Source organism: Actinosynnema sp. NPDC020468 (assembly GCF_040642015.1).
GTDB lineage: Bacteria > Actinomycetota > Actinomycetes > Mycobacteriales > Pseudonocardiaceae > Actinosynnema.
Genome location: NZ_JBFAEO010000022.1, coordinates 69,025 through 90,834 on the forward strand (window position 1 = coordinate 69,025; position 21,810 = coordinate 90,834).

Genomic DNA, 21,810 nt, shown 5'->3' on the forward strand with positions numbered 1-21,810 from the left:
TTCCGCTTTTCAGTGCCGCCACCCCAACGCCCGCGAGATGGCCAGCCCGCACGTCCGCACCGCGGGCACCACCGAGTCCGTGGTGGTGTCGACGGGCACGACGACGGACACCGACGCCACCACCTCCCCGTCCGCGTCGCGCACCGGCGCCGCGACCGAGTAGGTGATCATCTCGATCTGCCGGTCGCTGATCGCGTACCCCGACCGCCGCACCCGGTCGAGCGCCTCGCGGAGTTCCCGCCCGGTGGTGATGGTCCGCGGCGTGAACGTCCTCAGTGGACCGTCTAGCACCTCGGCCACCACCTCGGCCGGCGCGTGCGCCAGGAGCACCAGTCCGACCCCGGTGGCGTGCAACGGCATCCGGCTGCCGGTCCGGGTGACGACGTTGACCGCGTCGGGCGCGGACAGGCGTTCCACGTAGAGGGTGTCCAGGCCGTCCCTGATGGCCAGCTGGACGTTGTGCCGGGTGACCTCGTACAGGTCCTCCAGGAACGGCACGGCGCGCTCCCTGAGGTCGAGGCTGCCGGGCGAGAGCGCGCCGAGCTCCCACAGCCGCAATCCGATCCAGAACCGCCCGTCCGCGCCGCGTTCGAGCGCGCGGTGCGCCACCAGCTCCCGCACCAGCCGGTGCGTGGTGGTCAACGGCAGGCCGCTGGCCCTGGCCAGCTCGGACAGCGTCGCCGCCGGTCGTTCCGCGGTGAACACGGCGAACAGCGCGAACGCCCGCCCGAGCAGCGACCGAGGTGTCGACATCGACCCAGTCTGCCGCATTTGCCGTGGTGAGGGCGTTTTCGGGGGTTCGGCGACCGGTTGCCCGACGTCCTGGGGCCGGCTGGTGGCGCAACGCCCGGAAGGCACCGTTTAGACTGCACCTGACTCCAGTCTGACAAGGGAGATTCGCGTGGCCGAGATGACCGTCCAGTTGGTCGCAGTGGAACGCCGCCTGTGGTCCGGCAGCGCCACCTCGGTGGTCGCGCAGACGACCGAGGGCGAGATCGGCATCCTGCCGGGGCACGAGCCGGTCCTGGGCCAGCTCGTCGAGGGTGGCGTGGTGCGGATCAAGACCACGGAGAACGAACTCGTGACGGCCGCCGTCCACGGCGGCTTCCTGTCCGTGACGGGCGAGGGCGTGAGCATCCTCGCGGAGGATGCCGAACTGGCCGACGAGATCGACGTCGAGCAGGCCCGTGCGGACGCGGGCAACGCCGACGAGGTGGACCGCCTCCGAGCGGCAGCCCGCCTCCGGGCCGCCGGGCACTCGGCCTGATCCGGCCGTAGCGGACGAGCGGACACGCCGTGGGGATCGCCGAACTCGTAGGGTTGGTCCTCTTCGTCGCGGTCGTCGTCCTCGCCTACCTGACGTGGCGCCGCCTGCGCCTGCTGCGCGCGGGCGGCGTGCACGTGGCACTGCGCACGAAGATCGATGACACGGGCCGGGGCTGGCACCTGGGCGTGGGCCACTACAAGGGCGACGAATTCGTCTGGTTCCGAGTCCTGAGCCTCCGCGGAGGCCCGGACAAACGAATCAACCGCGACGGCTTCGAAATAGACGACCGCCGCTCCCCGACGACCCCCGAGGCCTACGCCATGCCCCACGGCGCAGTAGTCCTGCGCTGCAAGGGCTCAGAAGGCGAACCGGTAGAGATCGCCATGGGCCCAGACGCCCTGACCGGCTTCCTGAGCTGGCTGGAATCGGCCCCCCCAGGCCGCTCCATCCCCTGGGCCTCCTAGCGCCCACACACACGCACGCACGGTCACGCTGACCAAGCCGGTGGCCTCGTGTTCTCCCCGTATGGCCTGGGCGAAGCCCAACCGCATGTGTCAAGGGGGCACATTAGGCGCTACCGCCGGCCAATCTCACCAACGGCCCCCTTGACGCATGTGGTTGCCTCAGGCAGGCCATACGGGGAGAACACGACGCCCTAACCCCCGGAGGCGCTGCCCGTCCGGCGAGGACGCTTTTACGCCCTAAACGCAGGCCAACACCCTCACCCCACCAGACTCACCCGTTGGCCCAGACTCACCCCGTTGGCCCAGACTCACCCGTTGGCCCCGGGCTTCCACAACACATCCCCATCAGGGTTGGCGACCCGAGCCAAAATGAAGAGCAGATCCGACAACCGGTTCAAGTACTTCGCCGGCAACACGGACGTATCACCGGGCGACTCCTCCACCAACGCCCAAGTAGACCGCTCAGCCCGCCGAGACACCGTCCGCGCCTGATGCAACAACGCAGCCCCAGCCGTCCCCCCGTTCAGGATGAACGAATCCAACTTCGGCAACCGCTCGTTGAACGAGTCACACCACCCCTCCAACCGATCGACGTACGCCTGGGTAACCCGAAGCGCCGGATACTCCGGGTTCTCCACGACAGGCGTACAAAGATCCGCCCCCACGTCGAACAGGTCGTTCTGCACCAGCCGAACCACGTCGAACACGTCCGAGGCCAACGAACCCAGCGCCAACGCCACCCCCAGCACCGCGTTCGTCTCGTCCACGTCCGCGTACGCCGCGATCCGGGCCGAGGTCTTGGGCACCCGGGAGAAGTCGCCGAGCCCGGTGGTGCCGTCGTCGCCCACACGCGTGTAGATCTTCGTCAGGTGAACCGCCATACCAGCACTGTAGGGGTCAACCCGCCCCTGACTCGATCCACCGCCGACCGTAGGATCCCCCCAAAGCCAACAGAGGAGATTCCTTGGTGAGCGAGCACTTCCGGGTACTTGGCGGTGCGCGGCTGGTCGGTGAGGTCGACGTCGTCGGCGCGAAGAACAGCGTCCTCAAGCTGATGGCGGCCGCCCTGCTGGCCGAGGGCACCACGACCATCACGAACTGCCCGGAAATCCTCGACGTCCCGCTGATGGCGGACGTGCTGCGCAGCCTGGGCTGCGAGGTGGAGCTCAAGGGCGACGTCGCCACCATCACGACCCCGAAGACCCTCAACCACCGCGCCGACTCCGAGGCCATGGGCAAGCTGCGCGCGAGCGTGTGCGTCCTGGGCCCGCTGGTCGGCCGCTGCAAGCGCGCCGTGGTCGCGCTGCCCGGCGGCGACGCGATCGGCTCGCGTCCGCTGGACATGCACCAGAACGGCCTGCGCAAGCTCGGCGCGCACAGCGAGATCGCGCACGGCTGCGTGGTCGCCGAGGCCGAGGGCCTGCACGGCGCGCAGATCTGGCTGGACTTCCCCAGCGTCGGCGCGACCGAGAACATCCTGATGGCGGCCGTGCTGGCGGACGGCACCACGGTGATCGACAACGCGGCCCGCGAGCCGGAGATCATCGACATCTGCGAGATGCTCGTGCAGATGGGTGCCCGGATCGAGGGCGCCGGCACCTCCACGCTGACCGTGCACGGCGTCGAGCAGCTCGAACCGACCGAGCACCGCGTGGTCGGCGACCGGATCGTGGGCGCGACCTGGGCGTTCGCCGCGACCATGACCCGGGGTGACATCACCGTCCGCGGGGTGAACCCGCACCACCTCGAGCTGGTGCTGGAGAAGCTCCGGACGGCGGGCGCCGAGGTGACCACGTTCGACGACCACGCGTTCCGCGTCGTGCAGCGCGAGCGCGCCGAGTCGGTGGACTTCGTCACGCTGCCCTACCCGGGCTTCGCGACCGACCTCCAGCCGTTCGCGATCGCGCTGTCGGCGGTGTCCGACGGCACGTCCATGATCACCGAGAACCTGTTCGAGGCCCGGTTCCGGTTCGTGGAGGAGATGATCCGGCTGGGCGCCGACGCCCGGACCGACGGCCACCACGCGGTCGTGCGCGGCGTCGAGAAGCTCTCCAGCGCGCCGGTGTGGGCCTCGGACATCCGCGCGGGCGCGGGCCTGGTGCTCGCGGGCCTGTGCGCGGACGGTGCGACGGAGGTCTACGAGATCTTCCACATCGAGCGCGGCTACCCCGGTTTCGTGGAGAACCTGCGCCGGCTCGGCGCCACCGTCGAGCGCGTGGGGGCCTAGAGCCCCCGCAGCACCAGCTTCGCGTCGCGGACGTCGGCGGGGAACACCAGCAGTCGGTGCGCCCCGCCGCGCCGCACGACGGTCGTCCTGATCCCGGCCGACCGCAGCCGGGCCGCCAGCACGTCGGCCGCCTCGACCGTCGGCAGCACGGCCACCTCGGTCAGCAGCCCGAAGTCGTCGCCGGTGTGGTCGGGTACGGCACGCCGGTCGCTGCCGAACGCCCAGCGCAGCCCGAGTCCCAGCAGCACGAAGACGATCACCAGCAGCAGGAACGGCGTGAGCGCGGTCACGTCGTCCATGCTCCCGCAATCTCGATTCAGTGAGCAACGGCACGCGCGACTTGTGTTACCCGTCAGTACGCTACGGGGACCGACGACGTGGGAGGTTGCCGTGCCCTACCCGGCCGACCGAGAGCGGGATCGCCCCTGGGTGATGCGCACCTACGCGGGTCACTCCAGCGCCACGGCCTCCAACGAGCTGTACCGGCGCAACCTCGCCAAGGGTCAGACCGGCCTGTCGGTGGCGTTCGACCTGCCCACCCAGACCGGCTACGACCCGGACGACGAGCTCGCCAGGGGCGAGGTCGGCAAGGTGGGCGTCCCGATCGGCCACATCGGGGACATGCGGGCGCTGTTCGACTCCATCCCGCTCGGCACGGCCAACACGTCGATGACCATCAACGCCACCGCGATGTGGCTGCTCGCGCTGTACGTGAGCGTGGCCGAGGAGCAGGGCGCGGACCGCGCCGCCCTGTCCGGCACCACGCAGAACGACATCATCAAGGAGTACCTGTCCCGCGGCACGTACGTGTTCCCGCCCGGGCCGAGCCTGCGGCTGATCACCGACATGGTCGCGTGGACCGTGTCGAACGTGCCGAGGTGGAACCCGATCAACATCTGCTCGTACCACCTCCAGGAGGTCGGCGCGACGCCCGCGCAGGAGATCGCGTACTCGATGTCGACCGCGATCGCGGTGCTGGACTCGGTGTTCGACTCCGGCCAGGTGCCCGAGGAGCGGCGCGGCGAGGTGGTCGCCCGGATCTCGTTCTTCGTCAACGCCGGGGTCCGGTTCGTCGAGGAGATGTGCAAGATGCGGGCGTTCGTCCGGCTGTGGGACGAGATCACCCGCGACCGGTACGGCATCGCCGACCCGAGGCACCGCCGCTTCCGGTACGGCGTGCAGGTCAACTCGCTCGGCCTGACCGAGGCGCAGCCGGAGAACAACGTGCAGCGGATCGTGCTGGAGATGCTGGCCGTGTCGCTGTCCCGCGACGCCCGGGCCCGCGCGATCCAGCTGCCCGCGTGGAACGAGGCCCTGGGCCTGCCGCGGCCGTGGGACCAGCAGTGGGCGTTGCGGATGCAGCAGGTGCTGGCCTACGAGACGGACCTGCTGGAGTACGAGGACATCTTCGCGGGTTCGCACGTGGTCGAGGCCAAGGTGGCCGAGATCGTGGCCGGCGCGCGCGAGGAGATCGACCGGGTGCAGGCCATGGGCGGCGCGGTGGCGGCCGTCGAGTCCGGCTACATGAAGTCGGCGCTGGTGTCCTCGCTCGCCGACCGGCGGCGTCGGGTCGAGTCCGGTGAGGACGTCGTGGTCGGCGTGAACCGGTTCGACACCACCGAACCCTCGCCGCTCCAGGCCGAGGGCGCGAAGGCGATCGAGACGATCGACCCCGAGGTGGAGAAGCACGCGATCGCCGCGATCCGCGAGTGGCGGGCCGGTCGGGACGAGGCCGCGGCGAAGTCCACCGTGGACGAACTGCGGGCCGCCGCGAAGACCGACCGCAACCTGGTCGAGGCCACGATCGCGTGCGCCCGTGCCGGTGTCACGACGGGGGAGTGGGCCTCGGCGCTGCGCGAGACGTTCGGCGAGTACCGCGCGCCCACCGGGGTGTCCGCCGCCTCCGCGTCCGGTGAGGCCGGTGCCGAGATCGGCCGGGTGCGCGACCGGGTCCGGACCACCGGCGAGGAACTGGGCGAGCGTCTGCGGATCCTGGTCGGCAAACCCGGTCTCGACGGGCACTCGAACGGTGCCGAGCAGGTCGCCGTCCGGGCGCGCGACGTCGGTTTCGAGGTGGTGTACCAGGGGATCCGGCTCACCCCGGCGCAGATCGTGTCCGCCGCCGTGCAGGAGGACGTGCACGTGGTCGGCCTGTCGATCCTGTCCGGCTCGCACCTCGAGGTGGTGCCGGCGGTGGTCGACGGGTTGCGCGCGGCGGGCGCGGGCGACGTGCCGGTCGTCGTCGGGGGGATCGTCCCGCCCGACGACGCCGACACGCTGCGGGAGCGCGGTGTCGCCCGGGTGTTCACGCCCAAGGACTACGAGCTGACCCAGATCATGGACGAGATCGTGACCGTGGTGCGGCAGGCCAACGGTCTCGACTAGCCCGTGATGTCCACAGTGGACACGATGGAGGCGAAGCCGCCGCCGCGCAGGTTGGTCGCGGTCGCCTCGGAGAGCTGGTCCGCGGTCAGGTCCTCCAGGTCGAACGTGAACGTGGCGTCCAGCACGACCTTGACGTCGTAGCCGAGGTTGCCGCCGACGCGCGCGGTCGTGTCGACGCACATGTTGGTCTGGATGCCCGCGAGCACGATCTCGGTGATGCCCCGGTCGGCCAGCCACGAGTGCAGGTCGACGTGGCCGTGGAACGCCGAGTTGACGTTCTTGGAGAACACCAGGTCCGGCTGCGCGCCGTCGAGTTCGGGCTTGAACCGGTTGCCGTCGGTGCCGGGCTCCAGCGGCGAGCCGGGCTGGAGCGAGTCGTGCCGCACGAGCACCAGCGGGCCGGTCCAGAAGTCCAGCAGCGCCGCGATGTTCGCCTCGGCGGCGGGGTTGTTCCGCTTGCCGAGCACCGGGAGGTCGAAGCCGCGCTGCACGTCGATGAGGATCAGGGCCGTGTTGGTCATGGCTTCATCCTCGGGGGTGCCGCGTGCGCTCCGGGAGTGGCAGGAGCGGCGCGATCCGGTACTTTCCTGCCATGCGCACCGTGGGAGTCCTCGTGCTGCCGGGCAGTCGGCTGTTCGACATCTCGGTGGTCAGCGAGGTGTGGCTGGTCGACCGCGTGGACGCGGGCGTCGGCCCGTTCGAGCTGCGGCTGTGCGCGCCCGGCCGGGTCGCCACACCGGTGCACCCGATCGGCGTCGTGCCCGCGACGCACGGTCTCGCCGGGTTGGCGGGCTGCGACCTGGTGGTCGTGCCGGGTCGCGTCGACCCGTTCGCGCCGGTGCCCGAGCAGGCGCTGCGCGCGCTGCGGTCGTTCGACGGCACGGTGGCCGCGCTCTGCTCGGGCGCGTTCACCCTGGCCGCGGCCGGGATGCTGGACGGGCGGCGGGCCACCACGCACTGGAAGCTGTTGGACGCGCTGGAGGAGGTCGCGCCGCGCGCGGACGTGCAGCGGGACGTGCTGTTCACCGACGAGGGTGACGTGCTGACGTCGGCGGGCGTGGTCGGCGGGCTCGACCTGTGCCTGCACCTGGTGCGCCGGGACCTGGGCGTGGACGCCGCGTCGTCGTTGGCGCGCCGGCTCGTGATGCCACCGACCCGCGAGGGTGGTCAGCGCCAGTACGTGGAAACCCCGTTGCCCGCAAGGCCTCGCGGTATCTCGTCCACTGTGGACTGGGCGGTGGACCGGCTCGGCTCGTCGATCGGGGTCGCCGACCTGGCCGCGCACGCCGGGTTGAGCGAACGCACGTTCCACCGCACCTGGGTGGCCGCGACCGGGAGCACCCCGGGCCGGTGGCTCCAGGTGCAGCGGGTGCTGCTCGCGCAGCGGCTGCTGGAAACCACCGACCTGCCGGTGGACCGGGTGGCCGAACGCGCCGGCCTCGGCACGTCGGCCAACCTGCGGCGGCGGTTGCGCGCCGAGATCGGCGTGGCGCCGGACGCGTACCGCCGCACGTTCCGCGTGGTGCCGAGCGCCTCCTGACGGCGCGGCGCCCGGCGGCCGGCCGAAGCGCGTGGGGCGCGGCGCCCGGCGGTCGGCCGAAATGCGTGGGGCGCGGCGCCCGGCGGTCGGCCGAAATGCGTGGGGCGCGGCGCCCGGCGGTCGGCCGAAATGCGTGGTGTCGAGCGCTTTTTGACGGCGCGGTGCCCGATGGCCGGCCGAAATGCGTGGTGCCGAGCGCTTCCTGACGGCGCGGCGCCCGGCGGTCGGCCCAAGCGCGTGGTGCCTCGCTCGGGAGCCACTTCGTGCCGCGCCCGGTGGCGGTCCGGGCGCGGCACCTCGGCCGCTCGCTACCGCTTGGTGACCGGCACGACGCCGCCGCCGGTGTCCAGCAGCAGGCGCGCGCCCAGCGGCTTGGCCAGCTTCACCTGGTAGGCCTGGGTGTGCAGGGCCAGGTCGCGCGGGCAGTCGCCGACCTCGCCGTTGATCTTCACGCTCACGATGACCGACTTGTCCGACTCGTGCACCACCGGCTCGGCGGTCGCGGGCTGGTCGCCCGGGCACGGCGACGGCGCGGACTCCATCACGACCTCCAGCGTCGACCCGCTCTCGGTCGCGCTCGGCGCGCTGGTCGACGGCTGGTTGATCCCCATGCCCCAGAACGCCTCCGGCACCGGCGCGGGCCACACCAGCTCGGTGCCGGACTCGGTGGTGAACCGCCACGACGGCAGCGCGAGCTTGCCCCGGTCGCTGAGGAACTCGTAGGTGCCCTCCTCGGCCTTGACCAGCTTGACCGGGTTGTCCACCTGCTCCACGGACATGGCCCGCACCGCGTCCAGCGCGCTGATCAGCGACAGCTTCACCTGGCCGTCGGGCAGCTGCACGTCCTGCGGGTCCGGCGTCTTGGGCGGCGTGCCGACGAACGTGAACCCGCCGCGGCCGACGTCCGCCTTCTCCGCGTCGGTGTGGAAACCCTTGTCCACCACCAGGGGCGACCCGACGAGCACGATCGGGCGCGGCTTGGCGTCGATCGGGAAGCCGGTGTCCTTCGGCGCGATGCCCGGCACGGTCGTCTCCTCGGAGGCCTGGGTGGGGTCGGACGGGGTGGCGGTGCCGGCTCCGGGCTGCTGAGCGGAGGCGCCACAGCCCGCCAGCAGGACGGCCAGCACGAGCAGTCGAAGTGTCATGCCCCGAGGACGGAACGAGGTCGCCCGGCGGTTGCACGCGCGCACTACGGTCGACCCCATGGCCGACTACCAGCACATCCGGGTCGAGCGCACCGGCGACGTCGCGCGCATCACGATGGCCAGGGCGGCGCGGCGCAACTCGCTGTCCGTCGAGCACCTGGCCGAGCTGCTCGCGGCGTTCCGCGAGGTCGCGGGCACCGACGCCGCAGGCGTGGTGCTGGCGGGCGAGGGGCCGGTGTTCTCCGCCGGGCACGACTTCGCCGACGTGGCCGCACGCGACCTGGACGGGGTGCGGGAGATGCTGACCCTGTGCACCGAGCTGATGCGCGCGATCGGGTCCGTGCCGCAGGTCGTCGTCGCCCGGGTGCACGGGCTGGCCACCGCCGCCGGGTGCCAACTGGTGGCCTCGTGCGACCTCGCGGTGGCCGCCGAGGAGGCCGGGTTCGCGCTGCCCGGCGGCAAGGGCGGCTGGTTCTGCCACACCCCGGCCGTGCCGGTCGCGCGGGCCGTCGGCCGCAAGCGGCTGATGGAGATGGCGCTGACCGGCGACGTGGTGGACGCCCGCACGGCGCTGGAGTGGGGCCTGGTGAACCGGGTCGTGCCGGCCGCGGGGCTGGACGCCGCGGTGGACGACCTGATGGCGCGCGCGACGCGGGGCAGCCGGGCGAGCAAGGCGCTGGGCAAGCAGACGATCCAGGCCCAGCTCGACCGGCCCGAGGCCGACGCGTACGCGATCGCGGTCGAGGTGATGGCCGCCGCCTCGCGGACGCCCGCCGCGCGCGAGGGCATGGCGTCGTTCCTGGAGAAGCGCGCGCCGGAGTGGACCGACTGACAGCCGACCGACCGGGGGGCGGGGACGACGACCCCGCCCCCCGGCTCACAGCTTCTTGTAGAAGTACGTGGTCGGCTTGAGCGCGCCGTCCGGGTCGGCCGCGAAGTCGGGGATCGTGCCGACCTCGGTCCACCCGGCGGACCGGTACAGCCGCTCGGCGGGCGAGCCCGTCTCGGTGTCCAGCACGAGCAGGGTCTGCCCGCGGCGGACCGCCTCGCGCTCGGCGGCGTCCAGCAGGGCCCGGCCGACGCCGTGCCCCCGTGCCGCCCGGGCCACCATCAGCTTGGCGATCTCGGACCGGTGCGCGCCGTTGGGCATGGTCCCGAACTTCAGCTGGACGGTGCCGACGATCCGGTCGTCCACCCGCGCGACCCAGCACACCAGCGCGCCGTTGGCCAGCGGGGCGGCGCTCGTGCGCCACCACGCGGCCGCCCTCGCCGCCGTCAGCCCGGACCGGAACCCGACCGACGAGCCGCCCGCGACCACGTCGGCCAGCAGCGCGCCGAGCTCGTCCGCGGCGGCGAGCAGGCCGGCCGAGGTCACCTCCTCGACGGTGGTCACGGCTGGGCGTGCTCGTGCAGCAGGAGCAGGGTGTAGGCGGCGATCGACTGGGCGTCGGTGATGTCGCCGCGCGCGATCATCGCCTCGAACTCCGCGCGCGGGAACCACGCCGAGCGCATGTCCTGCTCCTCGTGCTCCCGCTCGTGGAAGCCCTCGGTGAGCTTCGTCGCGAGGAACACCCGGCCGCGCTGGCTCGTCATGCCCGGCGCCACGTCGAGCAGCCCCAGCTCCACGAGTTCGCCCGCGCGCAGCCCGGTCTCCTCGCGCAGCTCGCGGGCGGCCAGCTCCAGCGGGTCGGCGGCACCCAGGCCGGGCGCGGTGCCCTGCGGGAACTCCCACCGGCGGAGGCCGAGCGGGTAGCGGTACTGCTCGACCAGCCGCAACCGCTCGCCGTCGAGCGGGATGACCAGTGCGTAGTCGGGCTTGTCGACCACGCCGTAGATGCCGGTGCTGCCGTCGCTGCGGCGGATGGGGTCCTCCCGGACCGTCATCCACTGGTTCGCGTACACCTGACGCGATCCGAGGGTTTCCACGATCACTCTCCCTGTGCCGGTCGGCGGACATCGCGGTCCGCCACCGGAAGTACACCACCGGGGCCGCGGCGCGCCGGTGCCGCCACGGCCGACGGTACCTGCCCGTCGCGCGCCGCTCGCACCCCGTAGCCTGTCGGCCGTGCGCCTCGTCATCGCCCGCTGCCAGGTCGACTACGTCGGCCGGCTGACCGCCCACCTGCCCATGGCCCAGCGACTGCTGCTGATCAAGGCGGACGGTTCGGTGTCCATCCACTCCGACGACCGCGCGTACAAGCCGCTGAACTGGATGAGCCCGCCGTGCTGGCTCATCGAGGAGCCGGACCTGTGGGTGGTGCAGAACAAGGCGGGCGAGAAGCTGATCATCAGCCTCGACGAGGTGCTGCACGACTCGAAGCACGAACTGGGCCCCGAGCCGGGCCTGGTCAAGGACGGCGTCGAGGCGGACCTCCAGAAGCTGCTCGCCGAGCACGTGCACACCCTGGGCGAGGGCTGGACCCTGGTCCGCCGCGAGTTCCCGACCGCGATCGGCCCGGTCGACCTGATGTGCCGCGACGAGGGCGGCGTGTCGGTGGCCGTGGAGATCAAGCGCCGCGGCGAGATCGACGGCGTCGAACAGCTGACCCGCTACCTGGAACTCCTCAACCGCGACCCCCTGCTGGCACCGGTGAAGGGCGTGTTCGCGGCCCAGCAGATCAAACCCCAGGCGCGAACCCTGGCCGAGGACCGCGGGATCCGCTGCGTGGTGCTGGACTACGACGCGCTGCGCGGCATCGAGTCCGACGAGTTCCGGCTGTTCTGACCCCGAGGCGCGAGCCCGTGCGACCGGCGCACGTCGTTTGGCTGAACGGCGCCGATGTCCGGGATTCCGGGTGGGCCCGCCGCTAGAGTGATCCCACTGCGGTAACAGCGTTTCCGTATTTTTGCGGAATTCGGGAGCGGGGGTCGTGTTGGCGCACACGGACTACTTCCAGGTCGCGATCGTGTCGTGCGACATCAGCGGGCACTCCACGGCGGACGGGCCCGTGCAGCACCAGCGGATCAGCGAGATCAACGAGATCGTCGGCGCCACCCTCGACCTGTGCGCGCCCGGCGACGTCGTGTGGTCCTCCGGCGGCGACGGCGGGCACGTCGCGTTCCGGCACGCCGACTGGCACTCCGACGCCCTGTCGCTGGTGGACGTCCTGGTGCACTGGACGAAGGCGCGCGGCGTGCCGCTGCGCATCGCGTGCCACGTCGGCGAGGTGTCCGAGATCGTCGGCGCGGACGGCCGGGTCCAGCTCATCGGCGGCGGGATCAACTACGCGGGGTGGCTGCTGGGGCAGATCACCGCCGGCCGCGTGGTGGCGTCCGAGGACTTCCGCCGGCACGTCGAGGAGGCCGGCACGCCGCCGGAGGTGCGGTTCGGCGAGGCCAGACCCGCGCCGAGCCGGGTGACGACGACGCTGTGGCTGTACCCGATGACGACCGACGGCGGTCCGCCCGACTGGCCCGTCGACATGCTCGACGACCGGCGCCGGCTCGGTGACCGCAAGCGGGACAACTGGGAGGTGCTCTACCTCGCCAAGCGGGTCTGGCAGGTCGACTCCGGCGACAAGGCGGTGATCGGCAGGCTCACCGCCGCGGCGGGCAACCTCTGGTACCACGACACGAACACCAACAGCACCAAGGCGAACGAGGTGCTCAACCGGCTCTACCCGGACGACCTGCGGGCGATGCTGCGGCTCGCGCAACTGGTCGAGCGCAAGGAGGGCGAGTACCTCTGCCGGTTCGACGAGCCCGGCGACGCGCTGTTCGTGATCCTGCGCGGCCGGGTCGGCGTCTACAACTCGGAGAACAGCGGGTACCGCAGCGAGCCCGACTACGTGAACGGTCCCGGCGAGATCGTCGGCGACCTGGCCTACGCGCTCGGCCGCAACCGCACCGCGGACCTGGTGGCGCTGACCGACGTCGCGGTGCTGTCGTTCACCAACGAGGACGTGCGGGCCAAGGTGCTGGGCGACGACGCCGGCCGGTCCGCCGCCGGGCTGTTCCTGGAGTCGATCTACGCCAAAACCCTGGAGCACGTCAGCGACAACGCGCCGTACCTGCTCGGCCGGGACAGCGGCGGTCCGCTCGGCGAGGGCCCGGACTACGAGGACGACCCGCTCGAGCCGTTGCGCCGGCACTGCGACCTCGTGCCGCTGGACGGCATCTCGCCGCTGACCCTGGACCACGTGCCGCCGCCGTACGACAGCCCGCACAAGGGCGTGTGCATCCTGGTGACGGGTTCGCTGCGGGACGACGAGGGCCGTGCCGAGCTCAAGGGCACCGGGTTCCCGCTGCTGTGGGTCGACCTGCCCGACCTGAGCCTGGAACCCGCGACCTACCACGCGCTCGACCGCAAGGTGCAGGCGCTGCGGATCGGTCCGCGCGGCGTGGAGAAGCTCAGCCCGCGCCAGCACGAGGCGCTGCTGCGGGAGTTGCCGCACGCCCTGCGGCACCCGCGCGACGAGCGCGCCTACGACGTGTTCCTCTACCACTCCAGCCTGGACCGGCCGGTCGTGCTGCGGCTGCGCGAGGAGTTGGAGGCGGCGGGGGTGCGGTGCTGGTACGACGAGCACGACAGGTGGGAGGGCGACCGCACCCGCGACGTGGCGCAGCAGGGTCTGCACGACAGCAGGCGGGTGCTGCTGTGCGTGAGCGACAACTTCTTCAGCTCGCGCCGCGCGGACTGGGAGCGGGACGTGTTCGCGCCGTCGCAGGCGAAGCAGTCGCAGCCGCGGGCGATCCAGGTGGTCGTGCTGGACGAGGGGTTCGACGAGGACGGCCACCTGCGCGGGCTGATCGGCACGTTCCAGCGCACCCACTACCGCAGGCCCGGCGCGGTCGAGCGGCTGATCCACAGCCTCCGGTCGTGAGCCGGGTCCGGTCCGACCCCGCACCCGCACGAGGTCGGACCGGATTTCCCAGTGGCCCCCTGACCAGACAGTCGTCGGCGGCGGGCGGACGTGACACCGGTTCACCCGTTCGGTGGTGCCAAGATCACCCGATGCGCTGGGCCGTTCGGGTGCATGGCGGAGGATGGTCCGCGATATACGCTGTCTGCCCGGTGTCCCGGTGGGGAGGCGTTGTGCGAAGACCCTGGTTGCCCGCTGTGTTCGTGCTGGTGTTGGGCGGGTGCTCGGTGGAGAGCGGTCCGGTGCCGATCGCCACACCCGTACCGGTGCGGAAGGTGGACACGACCTCCACGACACCCGCGCCCGCGCACCTGGCCGCGCAACCCATGGCCGGCAAGGCCGGTTTCCCGGTCGACATCAGCGGTGACGGCTTCCCGCCCGGTCGGCCGGTCGTGATCACGTTCAACGGCCAGAAGGTCGGTGAGGCCTCCGCCGACCTGGCCGGTGCCTTCACCGCCGTCTCGGTCACCGTGCCCGCGTCGTACGGCGACTCGGCGCCCGGCACGCAGTACTTCATCCGGGGCACGTCCGGCCCGCAGTACGCCGAGGCGCCGTTCGTGCTCACGAGGTAAGCCACCCCCCGCGGATCCGCGCACGGCCCTCTTCGCCGTGCGCGGATCCGCCGTTCCCACCGGGGGTTTAGGCCCGGGTAGTTCAGATCGGCGAGGTCGACCGGCCTGCACTACGGTCGCGACACGCGCTGTGCGCTACTGCTCAGTAGCGTTCGGGTCTGTTCGAACCGGGAGGTGGGCGACGGTGCCCGTGCTGGCCGAGGCGGATCTCCGGTTGGACGCCGGACCGCTGGACTACGCGTTGCTGGCGGTCTACTTCGTCTTCGTGCTCGGCATCGGCTTCCTGGCCAGGCGGTCGGTGTCGTCGTCGCTGGACTTCCTGCTGTCCGGCCGCTCGCTGCCCGCGTGGGTCACCGGGTTGGCGTTCATCTCGGCCAACCTCGGCGCGATCGAGCTGCTCGGCATGGCGGCCAACGGCGCGCAGTACGGCATGGCGACCGTGCACTACTACTGGATCGGCGCGATCCCGGCCATGGTGTTCCTCGGCCTGGTGATGATGCCGTTCTACTACGGCTCCAAGGTGCGCAGCGTCCCCGAGTTCCTCCGCCGCCGGTTCGGCACCGGCGCGCACCTGGTCAACGCGATCAGCTTCGCGGTGGCGCAGGTGCTGATCGCGGGCGTGAACCTGTACGCGCTGGCGTTCCTGCTGAACCTGATGCTCGGCTGGCCGATCCCGCTGTCCGTGGTGATCGCGGCGGTGATCGTGCTGGCCTACACCACCCTCGGCGGCCTGTCGGCGGCGATCTACAACGAGGTGCTCCAGTTCTTCGTGATCATCGCCGCGCTGACGCCGCTGACCGTCGTCGGCCTGCACAAGGTGGGCGGCTGGCAGGGGTTGGTCGACAAGGTGACCGCCGGGCCCGGTGGCGCCGAGCAGCTGTCCGCGTGGCCCGCGACCGAGCTGACCGGCATCGCCAACCCGGTGCTGAGCGTGATCGGGATCGTGCTGGGGCTGGGCTTCGTGCTCTCGTTCGGGTACTGGACGACGAACTTCGCCGAGGTGCAGCGCGCGCTGTCGGCCAAGTCGATGTCCGCCGCCAAGCGCACGCCGATCATCGGCGCGTTCCCGAAGGCGTTCATCCCGTTCGTGATCATCATCCCCGGCATCATCGCGGCGATCGTGGTGCCCGAGCTGGCCGCGCTGAAGGCGGGCGACGGGTCGTCCGGCATCGTCTACAACAACGCGCTGCCGGCGCTGATCGGCGAACTGCTGCCCAACGGCATGCTCGGCGTGGCGATCACCGGGTTGCTGGCCTCGTTCATGGCGGGCGTGGCGGCGAACGTGTCGTCGTTCAACACCGTGTTCACCTACGACCTGTGGCAGTCCTACGTCCGCAAGGACCGGCCGGACGGGTACTACCTCAAGGTCGGCCGGTACGCGACGGTCGGCGGCATCGTGATCGCGGTCGGCACCGCGTTCCTGGCGGCCGGCTACGGCAACATCATGGACTACATCCAGGCGCTGTTCTCGTTCTTCAACGCGCCGCTGTTCGCGACGTTCATCCTCGGCATGTTCTGGAAGCGGATGTCGGCGGCGGCCGGCTGGTCCGGCCTGGTCGCGGGCACGCTCGCGGCGGTGGCGGTGTTCGTGCTCGCCGAGACCGGCGTGCTCGACCTGCCCGGCCAGGGCGCGAGCTTCATCGGCGCCGGCGCGGCGTTCGTGGTGGACATCGTGGTGAGCGTCGCGGTCACCTCGGTCACCCGGCCGGTGCCCGCGTCCCAGCTCACCGGTCTGGTCTACGGGCTGACCCCGAAGGCGGACCGGGCGCACGAGTCCACCGGCGAGAACGCCGGCTGGTACCGCTCGCCGGCGCTGCTGGGCGGCCTCGTGATCGCCCTGACCGTCGTGCTCAACATCGTCTTCGGCTGAGGGAGGTCGTCGTGGCGCGCAAGGCAGGCCTGTTCGATCTGCGACTGGTGATCGCGTTGCTGTTCGGTGTGTACGGGATCGTGCTGACCGTCGTCGGGCTCGGGTTCACCTCGTCCGACGACCTGGCGAAGGCGGACGGGCTCAACATCAACCTGTGGTCGGGCGTGGGCATGGTCGTGCTCGCCGTGCTGTTCGCGGTGTGGAACTTCGCGCGGCCCGTGGTGGTGCCGGACGGTGACTCCTGAGAGGTCCGTCGAGAGCTGTTCGCGGTGGTGAAAGCAGGGTTGTGACCACGAACGGGCGAACCGGTCGCTACCGTGCACCCGTGCCCCGTCGCGTTCCCGCCCTCGTGCTGGCCCTGTGCGCCGTCCTCGTGCCGGCCGGGTGTGCCGGCGCGGACCTGAAGAAGCAGCCGCCCCAGGCCCGCAGCACCATCCCCGCCAACGCGGAGAACGTGACGCGGTCCTCCGGCCCGACGCCGACCGACGTGCCCTCCGGAGAGGCCGTCGACCCGGCGTTCGCGGTGGAGAAGCTGCGGCTGATCGACCCGTGCAAGCTGTTCGACCACGACGTGCTGGCCAAGCTCGGCAAACCCGCCAACGAGGACGGCGGCGGGTTCAGCCGGTGCTCCAACTTCATGAAGGACAAGAACGGCAAGGACCTCGCGATCACCGTCGAGGTGGGTCAGACGCTCACCTCCGAGGTCAGGAACGCGGACAAGCAGCTCGCCGGGTTGAAGTCCTACGAGCAGACGCTCGAGGGCAGCGCCTGCTTCGTGTCCGTCATCACGCAGGAGAAGCCGCCGCTCGGGATCACCGTGCAGATCGGCTACAAGGAGGGTGACGCGTGCGCGCCCGGCCGCACCGTCGCCGAGTCCGTGGTGAAGGCGGTCAAGGCGCGCACGGGCGCGTTCACCCCGGCCAAGGGTTCGCTCGTGACGCTCGACCCGTGCACCCTGCCGGACTCCGCGGCGGTGAGCGCGGCGGCGGGCGCGTCGGCCCGGGTGTACCCGTACGGGCTGCACAACTGCTCGTGGGTGGGCGACGGCGAGGAGATGACCGTCGACCTGCGGCAGACGTTCGTGCCGAAGAACGACAAGTTCGACGACAAGCAGACCGACGTCGACCTCGGCGGGACGAAGGCCTACCAGCTCGACAACCCGGGCGCCTACCCGTCGTGCTCGGTGCGCTGGGTGCAGCGGCGGCTGGCCGACGACGACGCCGAGATCGTGGAGGTGAAGTCGGCGGGCCCGAAGAAGTCGGAGTTCGACCGTTGCGCCAGGGCGGTGGCGTTCTCCAAGGTGTTGGTGGCGAAGATCCCCAAGGGGTGAACGGGGACTGTCGCCACTGGCAGTTACCCGTTACTGTTGAGTAACACCCGCGCACCTTGGAGGGCCCGATGACGCAGACCGCTCCGGCGCAGCCCCCGCGGGTGGACGACGGGCAGGCGCGGTTCGCCTCGCTCGACCCGCGCACCGGTGAAGTCGTCGGCCACCACGTCGTGCACACCGAGGCCGACGTGCACGAGGCGGTGCGCGTCGCCCGTTCCGCGGCCGCGTTCTGGTCCGACCTGGGTTTCGACGGTCGGAAGGCGCGGTTGGACGCGTGGCGACGGCTGCTGGTGAAGCGGTTGGACGAGTTCCAGGCGTTGATCAGCGCCGAGACCGGCAAGTCCGCCGACGACGCGCGGACCGAGGTCGCGCTGGTGATCGACCACCTGCACTGGGCGGCGAAGTCGGCGTCGAAGGTGTTGGGCAAGCGCAAGGTGTCGTCCGGGCTGCTGATGTACAACCACGCGGCGTCACTGGAATACCGACCCCTCGGTGTGGTCGGGGTGATCGGGCCGTGGAACTACCCGGCGTTCACCCCGATGGGGTCGATCGCGTACGCGCTCGCGGCGGGGAACGCCGTGGTGTTCAAGCCGAGCGAGTACACGCCGGGTGTCGGCGAGTTCCTGTCGGCCGCGTTCGGCGAGGTCGTGCCGGAGTTCCCGGTGTTCACGGTGGTGACCGGGTTCGGCGAGACCGGTGCCGCGGTGTGCTCGTCCGGGGTGGACAAGGTGGCGTTCACCGGGTCGACGGTGACGGGCAAGAAGGTCATGGCGGCGTGCGCCGGGTCGTTGACGCCGGTGCTGGTGGAGTGCGGCGGCAAGGACCCGTTGATCGTCGCGGAGGACGCGGACGTGCGGTCGGCGGCCGAGTCGGCGGTGTGGGGCGGGATCTTCAACGCCGGCCAGACGTGCGCGGGCGTCGAGCGGGTGTACGTGGCGGCGGCGGTGTACGACGAGTTCGTGCGGCTGGTGACGGAGCGGGCGTCGAAGCTGCGCCCCGGTGGTGAGCCGGACGCCGACTTCGGGCCGATCACCATGCCCCGGCAGGTCGACGTGATCGCCTCGCACGTGGCGGACGCGCTGGACCGGGGTGGTCGGGCGGTGGTCGGCGGGCTGGAGTCGGTGCGGCCGCCGTACGTGGAGCCGATCGTGCTGGTGGACGTGCCGGACGAGTCGACGGCGGTGACCGAGGAGACCTTCGGGCCGACGCTGGTGATCCGGAAGGTGGCGGACGCGGACGAGGCGGTGCGCCTGGCGAACTCGCTGCGCTACGGCCTGGGCGCCACGGTCTTCTCCCGCAACCGCGGCGAGGAACTGGCCGCCCGCCTCCGCTGCGGGATGGTCTCGGTCAACGCGGTCCTGGCCTACGCCTCGGTCCCGGGCCTGCCCTTCGGCGGCGTGGGCGACTCGGGCTTCGGTCGGATCCACGGCGAGGACGGCCTCCGCGAGTTCACCTACGCCCACGCGGTGACCAGGAAGCGCTTCGGAGCCCTCCTGGACCCCATGACCTACGACCGCGGTTCCCGCACGATGAAGCACATCATCCGCCTGGTCCGCCTCCTCTACGGCCGCTGACCTCGACGTTGACTCGTGGGATCGTTCAACAATCCCACCACGCGGTTCTTCCTGCAGCCGTAGGTCGTCCTACTTTTCCCATGTGGAATTGTTGAACGATTCTACGAGTGCTGCGCGCCTCGCGGAAGGGAATGGGGCGGAGTAGGAAGGAGGCGTCACTGCGGTCACTCGGAGGTGTCTCCCTTGAAGAAGATCATCAATGATCCGGCGACGGTGGTGGCGGACGCGTTGCGGGGGATGGCGGTGGCGCACGCGGACCTGCTGGACGTCCAGTACGAGCCCGCCGTGATCGTGCGGGCCGACGCGCCGGTGGCGCGGAAGGTCGCGCTCATCTCGGGTGGCGGGTCCGGGCACGAGCCGTTGCACGGGGGGTTCGTCGGGCGGGGGATGCTCGACGCCGCCTGCCCGGGCGCCGTGTTCACCTCGCCGACGCCCGATCAGGTGGCGGCGGCCGTGGTGCGGACCAACGGCGGGGTCGGGGCGCTGCTGATCATCAAGAACTACACCGGCGACGTGCTCAACTTCGAGACGGCGGCGGAGTTGGCCGCGGCCGAGGGGATCGACGTGCGGTCCGTCGTGATCGACGACGACGTGGCCGTCAAGGACTCGCTGTACACCGCCGGCCGGCGCGGGGTCGGCGGCACCGTGCTGCTGGAGAAGATCGTCGGCGCGGCGGCCGAGCGCGGGGTCGACCTCGACGGGTGCGAGGCGTTGGCGCGCAAGGTGGTAGGGCAGGTCAGGTCGATGGGGTTGGCGCTCGCGCCGTGCACCGTCCCGCACGCCGGCGAACCGAGCTTCACCCTCGGCGACGACGAGATGGAGCTGGGCATCGGCATCCACGGCGAGCCCGGCAGGCAGCGGGTGAAGGTGGGGACGGCCGAGCAACTCGTGCCCGCGCTCCTGGACCCGATCCTCGAGGACCTCCCGTTCACCGAGGGCGACCGGGTGCTGCTGTTCACCAACGGCATGGGCGGCACGCCGCTGATCGAGCTGTACCTCGCGCACGGCATCGCCGAACGACTCCTCGCCGAGCGCGGCATCACCGTGGAACGCCGCCTGGTCGGTCCGTACATCACGAGCCTGGAGATGCAGGGCATGAGCCTGACGCTGCTCAAGCTGGACGACGAACTCGTGGAGCTGTGGGACGCGCCCGTGCACACCCCCGCGCTGCGGTGGGGTGTCTGATGGCGTGCACGTCCGACACGGTGGTCGCCGGGATCCGGGCGGTCGCGGCCGCGGTCGCCGAGCACCGCGACGAACTCGTGCGGCTGGACCGGGAGATCGGCGACGGCGACCACGGCGAGAACCTCAACCGGGGGTTCACCGCCGTCGTCGCCAAGCTCGACCCCGTGCCCGCGACGCCGGGAGCGGTGCTCAAGCTCGTGGCGACGACGTTGATCTCCACGGTCGGCGGCGCGGCGGGACCGTTGTACGGCACGGCTTTCCTGCGCGCCGCGACGTCGGTCGGCGACGCGGCCGACCTGGACGGGCTCGCGGTGGCCAACGCGTTGCAGGCGGCGCTCGAAGGCGTCGTGTCCCGGGGCAAGGCGGTCGTCGGCGACAAGACCATGGTGGACGCCCTCACCCCGGCCGTCGCCGCCGCCGAGTCGGTGGCCTCGACGGGTGGGGACGCGGCCGCCGTGCTGGGCGCCGCGGCCGAGGCCGCCGAGGAGGGCGCGCGGTCCACCACGCCCCTGGTGGCGCGCAAGGGACGCGCGTCCTACCTGGGCGAGCGCAGTGCCGGCCACCTGGACCCGGGCGCGCGGTCGACGGCGCTCGTGCTGGCCACGCTCGCGGCGGCCGCCCGGTGATCGGGCTGGTCGTGGTGTCGCACAGCCGGATGCTGGCCGACGGCGTCGCCGAGCTGGCCGGGCAGATGGCGCCGGACGTGGTGATCGCGGCGTCCGGCGGTGACGGCTCGGGCGGGTTGGGCACGGACTACGAGGCGGTCGGCGAGGCGATCGACCGCGCGTCGTCGGGTGACGGCGTGGTGGTGCTCTACGACCTCGGCAGCGCCCGGATGGTCGCGGAGATGGCCGCCGAGGAGGCCGACGCCGAGGTGCGCCTCGCCGACGCGCCGTTGGTCGAGGGCGCGGTGGCGGCGGCCGTCGCGGCGCAGGGCGGTGCCGACCTGGCGCACGTGCTGGCCGCGGCGCTCACCGCGCGTGACTACGACGGGACGACGGGAGCGATCGCGCCGGACTCCGCGCCGGACTCCGCCGAGGTGTCCGCCGACCTGACGCTGACCAACGACGTCGGGCTGCACGCCCGGCCGGCGGCCCTCGTCGCCCGGGCGTTGGCCGGGGTGGACGCGCAGGTCGCGGTGCGGTTCGGCGAGCAGTCGGCGGACGGGCGGAGCGTGCTGGCGCTGATGGGGCTCGGCGCGCCGGGCGGCGGGTCGATCACCGTGGTGGCGAGCGGCCCCGAGGCGGCCGAGGCGTTGCGGAGAGTGACGGATTTGGTGCACCGGCGCTTCGACGAGTGAACCGGCCCTGGACCGGTCACTTGCTCGATACCGATGGTGAAGCTCACGCGAACGACCGGTGACGGCCGTGGGATAGTCGGGCCCAAGTT

The 21,810-nt window shown here is 71.5% G+C and carries 23 protein-coding genes; 16 read left to right on the forward strand and 7 right to left on the reverse strand.

Annotated features, from left to right (window positions below; all coding sequences use genetic code 11):
* Window positions 1-9: 9 nt before the first annotated feature.
* Window positions 10-753 (reverse strand): IclR family transcriptional regulator, encoded by a 744-nt coding sequence (locus AB0G50_RS17620; protein WP_360109099.1) that lies wholly within the window; start codon window positions 751-753, stop codon window positions 10-12.
* 148 nt (window positions 754-901) lie between these two features.
* Between AB0G50_RS17620 and AB0G50_RS17625 the strand changes: the two genes are divergently transcribed.
* Entirely contained in the window at window positions 902-1,267 is a 366-nt protein-coding gene (locus tag AB0G50_RS17625; RefSeq protein WP_360109102.1) for a F0F1 ATP synthase subunit epsilon, read from the forward strand.
* Between the two features lie 29 nt (window positions 1,268-1,296).
* Window positions 1,297-1,731: a DUF2550 domain-containing protein gene (locus AB0G50_RS17630; RefSeq protein WP_360109105.1), complete on the forward strand. Its 435-nt coding sequence runs from the start codon at window positions 1,297-1,299 to the stop codon at window positions 1,729-1,731.
* Window positions 1,732-2,039: 308 nt separating this feature from the next.
* On the opposite strand, the gene AB0G50_RS17635 is transcribed toward AB0G50_RS17630, so the two are convergent.
* Window positions 2,040-2,612, reverse strand: coding sequence for a cob(I)yrinic acid a,c-diamide adenosyltransferase (locus AB0G50_RS17635; RefSeq protein ID WP_360109108.1), 573 nt, complete (start codon window positions 2,610-2,612; stop codon window positions 2,040-2,042).
* Between the two features lie 86 nt (window positions 2,613-2,698).
* On the opposite strand from AB0G50_RS17635, the gene murA reads away from it, so the two are divergent.
* A complete protein-coding gene (gene murA, locus AB0G50_RS17640; protein WP_360109111.1) occupies window positions 2,699-3,958 on the forward strand; it encodes a UDP-N-acetylglucosamine 1-carboxyvinyltransferase in 1,260 nt (419 codons plus the stop codon).
* Here murA and AB0G50_RS17645 read toward each other — a convergent pair.
* Entirely contained in the window at window positions 3,955-4,257 is a 303-nt protein-coding gene (locus AB0G50_RS17645; RefSeq protein ID WP_360109113.1) for a hypothetical protein, read from the reverse strand. The genes murA and AB0G50_RS17645 overlap by 4 nt on opposite strands.
* Window positions 4,258-4,348: 91 nt before the next feature.
* Here AB0G50_RS17645 and AB0G50_RS17650 point away from each other — a divergent pair, with 91 nt between their 5' ends.
* Window positions 4,349-6,343, forward strand: a complete 1,995-nt coding sequence (locus AB0G50_RS17650) for a protein meaA (protein ID WP_360109116.1) — start codon at window positions 4,349-4,351, stop codon at window positions 6,341-6,343.
* On the opposite strand, the gene AB0G50_RS17655 is transcribed toward AB0G50_RS17650, so the two are convergent.
* Window positions 6,340-6,864: a cysteine hydrolase family protein gene (locus AB0G50_RS17655; protein ID WP_360109119.1), complete on the reverse strand. Its 525-nt coding sequence runs from the start codon at window positions 6,862-6,864 to the stop codon at window positions 6,340-6,342. The genes AB0G50_RS17650 and AB0G50_RS17655 overlap by 4 nt on opposite strands.
* Before the next feature lie 71 nt (window positions 6,865-6,935).
* On the opposite strand from AB0G50_RS17655, the gene AB0G50_RS17660 reads away from it, so the two are divergent.
* Window positions 6,936-7,883 (forward strand): helix-turn-helix domain-containing protein, encoded by a 948-nt coding sequence (locus AB0G50_RS17660; protein WP_360109122.1) that lies wholly within the window; start codon window positions 6,936-6,938, stop codon window positions 7,881-7,883.
* A 308-nt stretch (window positions 7,884-8,191) separates the two neighbouring features.
* On the opposite strand, the gene AB0G50_RS17665 is transcribed toward AB0G50_RS17660, so the two are convergent.
* The gene (locus AB0G50_RS17665; protein ID WP_360109125.1) at window positions 8,192-9,028 is read right to left on the reverse strand and encodes a hypothetical protein; all 837 of its coding nucleotides are present in this window, start codon (window positions 9,026-9,028) and stop codon (window positions 8,192-8,194) included.
* Window positions 9,029-9,086: 58 nt separating this feature from the next.
* Here AB0G50_RS17665 and AB0G50_RS17670 point away from each other — a divergent pair, with 58 nt between their 5' ends.
* Window positions 9,087-9,860: an enoyl-CoA hydratase-related protein gene (locus AB0G50_RS17670; protein WP_360109128.1), complete on the forward strand. Its 774-nt coding sequence runs from the start codon at window positions 9,087-9,089 to the stop codon at window positions 9,858-9,860.
* Between the two features lie 45 nt (window positions 9,861-9,905).
* Here the strand turns inward: AB0G50_RS17670 and AB0G50_RS17675 are convergent, their stop codons facing one another.
* Both AB0G50_RS17675 and AB0G50_RS17680 read right to left on the reverse strand, forming a co-directional pair.
* Window positions 9,906-10,421 (reverse strand): GNAT family N-acetyltransferase, encoded by a 516-nt coding sequence (locus tag AB0G50_RS17675; protein WP_360109131.1) that lies wholly within the window; start codon window positions 10,419-10,421, stop codon window positions 9,906-9,908.
* The gene (locus AB0G50_RS17680) at window positions 10,418-10,954 is read right to left on the reverse strand and encodes an NUDIX hydrolase (protein ID WP_360109134.1); all 537 of its coding nucleotides are present in this window, start codon (window positions 10,952-10,954) and stop codon (window positions 10,418-10,420) included. The genes AB0G50_RS17675 and AB0G50_RS17680 overlap by 4 nt, the downstream gene beginning before the upstream one ends.
* 139 nt (window positions 10,955-11,093) lie before the next feature.
* Here AB0G50_RS17680 and nucS point away from each other — a divergent pair, with 139 nt between their 5' ends.
* The 10 genes from nucS (at window position 11,094) to dhaM (ending at window position 21,721) form a co-directional block, all read left to right on the forward strand.
* Entirely contained in the window at window positions 11,094-11,753 is a 660-nt protein-coding gene (gene nucS, locus AB0G50_RS17685; RefSeq protein ID WP_360109137.1) for an endonuclease NucS, read from the forward strand.
* A gap of 145 nt (window positions 11,754-11,898) precedes the next feature.
* Window positions 11,899-13,851, forward strand: a complete 1,953-nt coding sequence (locus AB0G50_RS17690; RefSeq protein ID WP_360109139.1) for a TIR domain-containing protein — start codon at window positions 11,899-11,901, stop codon at window positions 13,849-13,851.
* Window positions 13,852-14,063: 212 nt separating this feature from the next.
* Complete coding sequence (locus AB0G50_RS17695) at window positions 14,064-14,462, forward strand: hypothetical protein (RefSeq protein ID WP_360109141.1); 399 nt, start codon at window positions 14,064-14,066, stop codon at window positions 14,460-14,462.
* A gap of 184 nt (window positions 14,463-14,646) precedes the next feature.
* Window positions 14,647-16,332 (forward strand): sodium:solute symporter family protein, encoded by a 1,686-nt coding sequence (locus AB0G50_RS17700; protein WP_360109144.1) that lies wholly within the window; start codon window positions 14,647-14,649, stop codon window positions 16,330-16,332.
* An 11-nt stretch (window positions 16,333-16,343) separates the two neighbouring features.
* On the forward strand, window positions 16,344-16,577 hold the full coding sequence (locus tag AB0G50_RS17705) for a hypothetical protein (protein WP_360109147.1): 234 nt from the start codon (window positions 16,344-16,346) through the stop codon (window positions 16,575-16,577).
* An 80-nt stretch (window positions 16,578-16,657) separates the two neighbouring features.
* The gene (locus AB0G50_RS17710) at window positions 16,658-17,662 is read left to right on the forward strand and encodes a hypothetical protein (RefSeq protein WP_360109150.1); all 1,005 of its coding nucleotides are present in this window, start codon (window positions 16,658-16,660) and stop codon (window positions 17,660-17,662) included.
* 68 nt (window positions 17,663-17,730) lie between these two features.
* Window positions 17,731-19,236, forward strand: a complete 1,506-nt coding sequence (locus AB0G50_RS17715; protein WP_360109153.1) for an aldehyde dehydrogenase family protein — start codon at window positions 17,731-17,733, stop codon at window positions 19,234-19,236.
* Window positions 19,237-19,419: 183 nt separating this feature from the next.
* Window positions 19,420-20,421, forward strand: coding sequence for a dihydroxyacetone kinase subunit DhaK (gene dhaK, locus AB0G50_RS17720; RefSeq protein ID WP_360109156.1), 1,002 nt, complete (start codon window positions 19,420-19,422; stop codon window positions 20,419-20,421).
* Window positions 20,421-21,047, forward strand: coding sequence for a dihydroxyacetone kinase subunit DhaL (gene dhaL, locus AB0G50_RS17725; protein WP_360109159.1), 627 nt, complete (start codon window positions 20,421-20,423; stop codon window positions 21,045-21,047). Before dhaK ends, dhaL begins: the two co-directional genes overlap by 1 nt.
* A complete protein-coding gene (dhaM, locus tag AB0G50_RS17730; protein WP_360109162.1) occupies window positions 21,044-21,721 on the forward strand; it encodes a dihydroxyacetone kinase phosphoryl donor subunit DhaM in 678 nt (225 codons plus the stop codon). Before dhaL ends, dhaM begins: the two co-directional genes overlap by 4 nt.
* Window positions 21,722-21,810: the final 89 nt, after the last annotated feature.